The sequence below is a fragment of the Streptomyces sp. NPDC104371 genome (assembly GCF_055583785.1).
This window is the reverse complement of sequence record NZ_JBVJNF010000010.1, coordinates 238,196-245,205: the sequence shown is the minus strand read 5'-3', so window position 1 is coordinate 245,205 and position 7,010 is coordinate 238,196. Positions and strand designations below refer to the sequence as shown.

General features: G+C 71.9%; 5 protein-coding genes. 3 read left to right on the top strand and 2 right to left on the bottom strand.

The genetic code is table 11. From position 1 onward, the window contains the following. The first annotated feature begins 600 nt into the window (after positions 1 to 600). Positions 601 to 897: a hypothetical protein gene (locus ACZ60T_RS27740; RefSeq protein ID WP_469668320.1), complete on the top strand. Its 297-nt coding sequence runs from the start codon at positions 601 to 603 to the stop codon at positions 895 to 897. Between the two features lie 259 nt (positions 898 to 1,156). On the opposite strand, the gene ACZ60T_RS27735 is transcribed toward ACZ60T_RS27740, so the two are convergent. Both ACZ60T_RS27735 and ACZ60T_RS27730 read right to left on the bottom strand, forming a co-directional pair. Continuing rightward, positions 1,157 to 1,816 carry a hypothetical protein gene (locus tag ACZ60T_RS27735; RefSeq protein WP_469668319.1) on the bottom strand — a complete coding sequence of 220 codons (660 nt, stop codon included), beginning with the start codon at positions 1,814 to 1,816 and terminating at the stop codon, positions 1,157 to 1,159. Positions 1,817 to 2,125: 309 nt separating this feature from the next. Next, positions 2,126 to 4,714: a bifunctional FO biosynthesis protein CofGH gene (locus ACZ60T_RS27730; RefSeq protein WP_469668318.1), complete on the bottom strand. Its 2,589-nt coding sequence runs from the start codon at positions 4,712 to 4,714 to the stop codon at positions 2,126 to 2,128. A gap of 247 nt (positions 4,715 to 4,961) precedes the next feature. Between ACZ60T_RS27730 and ACZ60T_RS27725 the strand changes: the two genes are divergently transcribed. Both ACZ60T_RS27725 and ACZ60T_RS27720 read left to right on the top strand, forming a co-directional pair. Then, on the top strand, positions 4,962 to 6,476 hold the full coding sequence (locus ACZ60T_RS27725; RefSeq protein WP_469668317.1) for a CehA/McbA family metallohydrolase: 1,515 nt from the start codon (positions 4,962 to 4,964) through the stop codon (positions 6,474 to 6,476). Between the two features lie 59 nt (positions 6,477 to 6,535). Further along, on the top strand, positions 6,536 to 6,928 hold the full coding sequence (locus ACZ60T_RS27720) for a nitroreductase family deazaflavin-dependent oxidoreductase (protein ID WP_469668316.1): 393 nt from the start codon (positions 6,536 to 6,538) through the stop codon (positions 6,926 to 6,928). The last annotated feature ends 82 nt before the right edge of the window (positions 6,929 to 7,010 follow it).

Here is a 7,010-nt window from a genome sequence, read left to right as displayed (position 1 = left end):
GTCAGACCCTGAGCGCCCTGCGAACCCTGGTTCCCCTGGAACCCTTGCGGGCCCTGCGTCCCCGCGCCCGTCAGACCCTGCGGCCCCTGCGGACCCATTTCACCCGGGGTGCCCTGGAAGCCCTGAGAACCCTGCGTCCCCGCGCCCGTCAGACCCTGAGCGCCCTGCGAACCCTGGTTCCCCTGGAACCCTTGCGGGCCCTGCGTCCCCGCGCCCGTCAGACCCTGCGGCCCCTGCGGACCCGTACCGCCCTGGAAGCCCTGGGAACCCTGAGCGCCCGTCACACCCTGCGGGCCCTCGAAGCCCTGCGGCCCGAGAGCACCCTGGAACCCCTGCGCCCCCTGAATGCCTTGGGACCCCTGAGCGCCCGTCAGACCCTGCGGCCCCTCGCCGCCTTGGAAGCCCTGGAACCCCTGCGGGCCCTGCGTCCCTGCTCCCTGCTCCCTGCACGCCCTGAGCGCCCTGCGAGCCCTGGAACCCCTGCGGGCCCTGCGTCCCTGCTCCCTGCACGCCCTGAGCGCCCTGCGAGCCCTGGAACCCTTGCGGTCCCTGTGTCCCGGCCCCTTGCACGCCCTGGGGGCCCTGCGAACCCTGGGGACCTTGCGTCCCCTCTCCCTGTGGACCCTGTGGACCCTGAGTCCCTTCCCCTTCCGCCCCCTGTGGACCCTGCGCCCCCTGCGCCCCCTGTGGACCCTGCGGTCCCCGCCCCTTCTTCCCCTTCTTGCCGTGCCCGTGGCCATGGCCGTGGTCACCGCCGAAGGCGCCTACCGCGCCGTTCGGGCCGGGCAGCGCCGCGACCCCGCCACCGGACCTGTGGACCGCGTCGGCGACGGCCGCCGCGCTCGGGGCGGCGTTCAGCGTCACCGCGAGCAGACCGGCCGTCATCAGGGTGGCTGACTTCACGCGTGAACTTCGGATCGTTCTACGGCTCACGGAGAACCTTCCTCACGAACTTCCAGGGAGCGGACCACAAGCGGACGGAGCCAGCCTCACCCAACGCGATCGACGGAATACGGTGCCGAAACGTGTCCCTGGGGAAGATCACCCATGCGGCGCGCAGACGCCCTCGGCCGGACATACGTGAAGGCGCCCGGAGGACGAGCCTCCAGGCGCCTTCACTCACTTCCGGGTGACGCGGACGGTCGACAGGCCTCGCTCAGAACGCGATCGCGTCGCCGAAGTGCATCCCGCCCTGGTTGATCCCGCCGTTGACGACCGGCCGGGGACGCTCGGGCACGAACGGACCGGTGTGCGGCCGCTCGATCGGGAGGGGAAGGACGACAGGCCGGTGGTGACAGCGTCCGAAGGGCCTCTCGAAGGGCACGGCCTCGGGACGGCAGAACCCTTCGTGGTGCCGCCCGATGTGCCCGACGCCCCGGAACCACCCGGGGAAGTCGTTGTGGTTGTTGAGCACGTCCGCGTGCTGGTTCTCCATGATGACCGGGCCGTTGGCCAGGATGACGGTGTCATCCCCGACGTGCGTGGGGCCCTGGATCTCCGAGCCGGACGAACCGCTGCCCGAAGGTCCCTGCGGGCCACGCTCGCCCCGCTCGCCCCGCTGACCCCGAGGACCCTCGGGGCCCCGCGGCCCCCGCTCGCCCCGCTCGCCCTTCGGGCCCCGCTCGCCCCGCTGGCCCTTCTCGCCTCGCGGCCCGTGACCGCCACCGCCGAGCGGACCGAAGGCATCTTCCACGCCGGGCACCACGACATCCGCGCCGCCGGACCTGTGCATCACGTCGGCGACGGCCGCCGAACCCGACGCCACGTTGAGCGCCACGGCAAGTGCGCCGGCCGCCAACAAGGACACGGACTTCACGTGTGAACTTCTGATCGTTCTACGGCTCACTGAGAACCTTCCTCACGAACTTCCGGGGGGGCAAGCCGCGAGCACACGCACTCGATGCGCTTCGTTCGCACACACGTCACGTCGCCCTTGGCTACAGACAGAGGCCAGCTTTCACAGCCCGTGATGGAATGACTACTGTCCGATCCGTGTCCTAGGTGAAGATCACCCAAGCGGCACGCAGCCGGGACGCGGGGCGAGGCGTCGGGAAGGCCGCCGGAGACATGACGAAGGGCCGCCGGAACGCGACCCGGCGGCCCTTCGTGACGAACGGAACCTCGCTCAGTTCTCCAACACCGGGAGCAGTTCGGGCAGATGGCCGTCCGAGGCCGCCGCCGTGCGCCGCCGCTCCTCGGGGACCTCGCCGTACAGCGTCGTACGGGGCTTCGCCGGACGGCCCGCCGCCTCCGCCACCGCGACCAGGTCCCGGACCGACTTGTACGAGCCGTAGGACGAGCCCGCCATGCGGGAGATGGTCTCCTCCATCAGGGTGCCGCCCAGGTCGTTGGCGCCGGAGCGGAGCATCTCGGCCGCGCCCTGTGCGCCCAGCTTCACCCAGCTCGTCTGGATGTTGGGGATCCAGGGGTGCAGCAGCAACCGCGCCATCGCCGTCACCGCGCGGTTGTCGCGCATCGTCGGGCCGGGGCGGGAGATGCCTGCCAGATACACCGGTGCGTTGGTGTGGATGAAGGGGAGCGTCACGAACTCCGTGAAGCCGCCGGTCTGTTGCTGGATACGGGCGAGGGTGCGGAAGTGGCCGAGCCAGTGGCGGGGCTGGTCGACATGGCCGTACATCATCGTCGACGAGGAGCGGATGCCCAGTTCGTGCGCCGTCGTCACGACCTCGATCCAGGTCGCCGTCGGCAGCTTGCCCTTGGTCAGGACCCAGCGGACCTCGTCGTCCAGGATCTCGGCCGCCGTGCCGGGGATCGTGTCGAGGCCCGCCTCCTTGGCCGCCGTCAGCCAGGCGCGGATCGACATACCGGTGCGGGTCGCGCCGTTGACGACCTCCATGGGCGAGAAGGCGTGCACATGCAGGCCGGGGACGCGGGACCTCACCGCCTTCGCGATGTCGAAGTAGGCCGTCCCGGGCAGGTCCGGGTGGATGCCGCCCTGCATGCAGACCTCGACCGCGCCGACGTCCCACGCCTGCTGGGCGCGGTCGGCGACCTGCTCCAGGGAGAGCGTGTAGGCGTCGGTGTCCGTGCGGCGCTGGGCGAACGCGCAGAAGCGGCAGCCGGTGTAGCAGACGTTGGTGAAGTTGATGTTGCGGGTGACGATGTAGGTGACGTCGTCGCCGACCGCCGAGCGGCGTACGTCGTCGGCCACCCGGCACAGCGCGTCCAGCGCCGGGCCGTCCGCGTGCAGCAGAGCCAGCGCCTCGTCGTCCGTGAGCTTCGTCGGGTCGTCCGCCGCCGTGCGCAGCGCCGCCCGTACGTCCGCGTCGATGCGCTGCGGGGCCATGCCGGGGGCCGCCGCCTCGCGCAGCGACTCCCAGTCTCCGTACACCTGATCGAAGTCGTCGCGGCGGTCGCCCGTACGGCCGTCCGTGTCGATCGCGCGGTGCAGATCCGTCCGGCCGGAGGGGACGAAGACCTCCTCCGGTTCCTGCCACGGGTGGCCCTCGACCACCGCGTCCGGGCGGGCCAGGCCGGTCTCCGGGTCCGCGAGCGCGCGCACGTGCGGCAGCAGCCGGGGGTCCAGCCAGGGCTCGCCGCGCCGGACGAACTCGGGGTAGACGCAGAGGCGTTCGCGCAGCTCGAAGCCCGCCGCCGCGGAGCGCTCCCGCAACTGCTCGATCCGCGGCCAGGGGCGCTCGGGGTTCACATGGTCGATGGTCAGCGGCGAGACGCCGCCCCAGTCGTCGATGCCCGCGCCGACGAGCCGCTCGTACGCGTCGTCCACCAGGTTCGGCGGCGCCTGGAGGCAGGCGCTCGGGCCCATGACATGGCGGGCCACGGCCACCGTCGCGACCAGTTCGTCCAGCTCCGCGTCCGGCATGCCGCGCATCGCCGTGTCCGGCTTGGCGCGGAAGTTCTGGATGATCAGCTCCTGGATGCCGTGGTACGCCCGCGCCACCTTCCGCAGCGCGAACAGCGACTCGGCGCGTTCCTCGTACGTCTCGCCGATGCCGATCAGCAGTCCGCTGGTGAACGGGACCGAGGAGCGGCCCGCGTCCTCCAGGACCCGCAGCCGCACCGCCGGTTCCTTGTCCGGGGAGCCGTGGTGCGGGCCGCCCGGCTCGGACCACAGGCGCGTCGCCGTGGTCTCCAGCATCATGCCCATCGACGGCGCGACCGGCTTGAGCCGCTGGAGGTCGGTCCACGACATCACCCCGGGGTTGAGGTGGGGCAGCAGGCCCGTCTCCTCCAGGATGCGGACGGAGATGGCGCGGACGTAGGCGATGGTGTCGTCGTACCCGTGCGCATCCAGCCATTCGCGGGCCTCGGGCCAGCGGTCCTCCGGCTTGTCGCCGAGGGTGATCAGGGCCTCCTTGCAGCCGAGGGCCGCGCCCTTGCGGGCGATGTCGAGGACCTCGTCCGGGGAGAGGAACATCCCGTGTCCGGCGCGGCGCAGCTTGCCGGGGACCGTCACGAAGGTGCAGTAGTGGCACTTGTCCCGGCACAGGCGGGTGAGCGGGACGAAGACGCTCTTGGAGTAGGTGATGACCCCCGGCCGCCCCGCTGCCTCGAGACCCGCGTCGCGTACCCGGGCGGCCGAGGCGGCCAGGTCCTCGAGGTCGGCGCCGCGGGCCTGGAGGAGTACGGCGGTCTCGGTGACGTCGAGCGCGACTCCGTCACGGGCGCGTTTGAGAGCGCGACGCATGGAGTTCTCGGTGGGGCCCGTTCCAGAGGTCGCCGAAGTCGTCATCCCCCGAGCATACGTTCGCGGGGATCGGGTCATACGGGGCGGATACGGGCCGGTGGGACGGGCCGACGGCGGGCCGCGGGGACCGGCCGTGGCGGCGACCGCGCACTGTCCCGCCGGTACTTGGCCGCCGATCGCCTTCCGTTGAGCGGGAGTTCACGCGTGAATGCCAGAGTGGTACGCGTGGTACGTGCCACCCCGCGCCATCCCCGCAGCACCCCCTGTCCCATGACACGTTGGGAGCACCGGCATGTGCGAGAACGACCACGGCATCGACCGACGCGCGCTGTTCGTGACGGGCGCCGCCGCCGCGCTTACGTTGGGGACCGTGAGCTTCCCCCAGAGCGCCGCGGCGGCGGACGGCCAGGAGACGAGGACCGTACGCGGCACACTGCCGACCGGCTCCCCCGACTACGTCTATCTCCCGGTCGAGGTCCCCGCGGGCGTGCGGGAGATCAAGGTCGCGTACACCTATGACAAGCCGTCCGTCCCGGCCGGCACCCAGGGCAACGCCCTCGACATCGGCATCTTCGACGAGCGCGGCACCGACCTGGGCGGCACGGGGTTCCGCGGCTGGTCCGGCGGCGCCCGCAGCGAGTTCTTCCTGCGCGCCGACGAGGCCACGCCCGGCTATGTCCCGGGCCCCGTGCGCCCCGGCACCTGGCACATCGCGCTGGGTCCGTACACGGTGGCGCCGCAGGGGCTCGCGTACGAGGTGACGGTCACGCTCACCTACGGCGCCTCCGGCCGTACCCCGAAGCCCGTCTACCCGCCCTCCCGGGCCAAGGGCCGGGGCCGCGCCTGGTACCGCGGCGACTGCCATCTGCACTCCTGGCACTCGGACGGGCGCCGCACGCCCGCGGAGATCGCGGCGCTGGCCCGTGCCGCCGGGCTCGACTTCATCAACACCTCGGACCACAACACCCATGCCTCGCACCCGCACTGGGCCGACCAGGCGGGCGACGACCTGCTGATCATGCTGGGCGAGGAGGTGACGACCCGCAACGGCCATGTGGTGGCGCTGGGCACCGACCCCGGCACGTTCGTCGACTGGCGCTACCGGGCGCGCGACAACCGCTTCGGGCGGTTCGCCCGGGAGATCCACCGGGCGGGCGGACTGGTCGTGCCCGCGCATCCGCACGCCACCTGCGTCGGCTGCGGCTGGAAGTTCGGGTTCACCGACGCGGACGCCGTCGAGGTGTGGAACGGCCCCTACACGCCGGACGACGAGGTGATGCTCGCGGAGTGGGACAACACGCTGGTGGCCGCCGTCCGGGAGGGGCGCGGCAGCTGGCTCCCGGCGATGGGCAGCAGCGACGCGCACCGGGACCCCGACGCGGTGGGTTCCCCGCAGACCGTGGTGCTCGCCGACGACCTGAGCCGCCGGGCCGTCCAGGAGGGCATCCGCGCGGGCCGTTCGTACGTCGCCGAGTCCCAGCATGTGTCGCTGGCCTTTACGGCGGTCGGTGACCGCGGTCAACACGCGGGCATCGGCGAGCGGTTGAGGGTGGAGCGGGACACGTCGGTCACGGTCCGCCTCGAGGTGCGGGGCGCGCCCCGCTGCACGGTCCATCTGGTCACCGACCAGGGGACACTGTTCACGAGCGACCCGCTGCCGGTGTCCGGGACGGGCACGGTGGAATGGCGTACGACACCCGCGTACGCGGCGTACGTACGAGCGGAGTTGCGGCACGAGACAGCGGCGGGGCCGCTGCCGGGGGCGCTGGCCGCGGTCACGAACCCGATCTTCCTCGGCGGGGTGTGAGCGGTCACGTCGCCCCGGGGACCCATCGCACGGCACGAAGAGCAAGGAGCAAGCCGGTCATGTCAGAGCGAGCCGACCTCAAGTACCGCACGATCACGGCCTTCCAGCGGCGCATCAACCCGGTGCTGCGCCGTCTGCCGTTCCAGACGGTGCTGGAGACGGTGGGCCGTGTCTCGGGTCAGCCGCGGCGAACTCCCGTGGGCGGGCGGCGGGTCGGCGACTCCTTCTGGCTGGTCTCCGAGTACGGCGAGAGGTCCCAGTACGTCCGCAACATCCGCGCGAACCCGAGCGTCCGGGTCCGTATCAACGGCCGCTGGCACACGGGCACGGCCCATCCGCTCCCGGCGGACGACCCCAAGTCCCGCCTGAGGAAGCTCCCTTGCATGAACAGCATGGCGGTACGGGCCTTCGGCAAGGACCTCCTGACGATCAGGGTGGACCTGAACACCTGACCCGGACAAGGGGAGTCGGGGCGGGAAGCGGGGGCAGTATTCGGTGCAAGAAGGTGGACGGGACGTCGCGCGCGGGGAGATC